This window comes from Moorena sp., from assembly GCF_982860115.1.
The window spans coordinates 1-1,755 of record NZ_CEYLVT010000454.1; the positions used below are offsets into that span (position 1 = coordinate 1).

The 1,755-nt window shown below is 41.5% G+C and carries 2 protein-coding genes; both read left to right on the top strand.

The window, feature by feature from the left end:
• Window positions 1-139 precede the first annotated feature (139 nt).
• A protein-coding gene (locus AC4II3_RS32625) for an ISKra4 family transposase (protein WP_488017394.1) occupies window positions 140-1,206 on the top strand; the annotation gives its coding sequence in 2 pieces (ribosomal slippage) (window positions 140-293 and window positions 293-1,206; 1,068 coding nt in all).
• A 79-nt stretch (window positions 1,207-1,285) separates the two neighbouring features.
• Window positions 1,286-1,687: a transposase gene (locus tag AC4II3_RS32630; protein WP_293038794.1), complete on the top strand. Its 402-nt coding sequence runs from the start codon at window positions 1,286-1,288 to the stop codon at window positions 1,685-1,687.
• Window positions 1,688-1,755: the final 68 nt, after the last annotated feature.

Consider the following 1,755-nt stretch of genomic DNA (forward strand, 5'->3'; position numbering starts at 1 on the left):
GGGAGCATCCCATTTTGGAAAATACAAGAAGAGGGTGGGGTTTAATTTCGCGAGTATTGCTCGCGAAGTTAAACCCCATTGTAAGGCTCAACTACTTAGGCTGGTAGAATACAGAGGTAGATGTTCATACGCTTTGATTATGAAGAAAGCCGAACGGGAAGAACTAGAAGCTTGTTTAAAACGAGCCAGCGAGATCCTGTACAACAATACTGACACGGATAGCTTGGAAACCCTGGCAGATATTGAAATTGCAGTCAGGAAGCAAGTTTTAGAACACGTCAGTCCCAAAATTGCCTTTTTTTTATCACAAAAAAGACCAATACCCAACGAGGGAAAACCCGAACCCTTAAAAGTTGTCTCGGAAAACTGAAGATTACGAAAAAACAAGCAGATGCTTTGGGAATAGAACCATTAACGCGACATAGTCCTCTGTTGGAAAAATGCTGTCTTCTCTTGAGTGCCAATGAATCTTATCACAATGCAGAAACGGATTTATATCTCTTAACTGGACTCAAAGTTGGTCATTCCACTCAACATCGAAAAGTTAACCAAATTGAGTTACCACCTCCTGATCTAAAACAAGGGTTATCCGAAGTAAGTGTTGATGGCGGAAAAATTCGCTTAAGGACGGAAGTTAAAGGAGAACCTAGTGTTTGGCAAGAATACAAAACAGCTCGCTTACAAGGGATTTATTACGGAGCCTTCTTTCAAGACAATCTATCTTTAACTGATTGGATAAACAGTCAAAACTTGACCGTACCCTTATACTGCTTGGGAGATGGACATGATGGCATCTGGAATATATTTGCTCTTATTGGTGAGCCTCAGCATCGAATTGAAATCCTGGACTGGTATCACTTAACCGAAAACCTTCATAAAATAGAAACAAATAAATCAATCAAAGAACAGTTAGAGGCTTACCTGTGGAAAGGACAGGTGTCTGAGGCAATGAAGTTGCTTAAGTTGGCGAAGCCAGTGGGTGGAACTAACTTTATTGGCTATCTCAAAAAACACCGTAAAAGGTTAATCAATTATCACTCTTTCCAACGGGAGCAAATTTGTTCAATTGGAAGCGGAGCGGTGGAATCGGCTGTCAAACAAATCAGCCACCGAGTTAAATTAACCGGAGCCCAGTGGCGACCAGATAATGTTGCTAATATCTTACAACTGCGTTGTGCCTATCTCAATGGTCAACTAGCTATTTAAGCCCTTAAAAATTCTCTCTTCCTTTGACTGTATTCGCGAGTTATAATCGCGAATAGATGTCCCATGGGGATTGAGAGTAATGGGTAGAAGAGTTTCAAGTCAGTCACAACAAGATAAACTACAGAGAATAACTCGTTTACAGACGGCGATTGCCAGCCTCGAAACCTACAAAAGTTTCTTCGAGGGTCAAGGGGAACTCGCTCCGGAAGATGCTTGGGTAGCACGTTATCAAGTCCGACAGCCCCAAAAAGCCTACTGGTACTATAAACTACAAGCTCCTTCACCCACTTTTCCCACCACAGGTGATACCCCCAAGCTAAGTAAATATAAGCATTTGGGGAAGGCTGGAAGTCAAGCCCATGTTGCTGGGGTGATGGCTGTAGCCAGAAGAACCATAGTTTCCGAATTACAAAAAAATATTGATTCTCTAAAAAATAGCTTACTAGATATTTCTTTCGACTCGGAGCAAGAAAATATCTAAGTTAGGTTATTATTCGCGAGCATAACTCGCGAATAAGTTTTCCCTTTTTTCCAAAATGGGATGCTCCC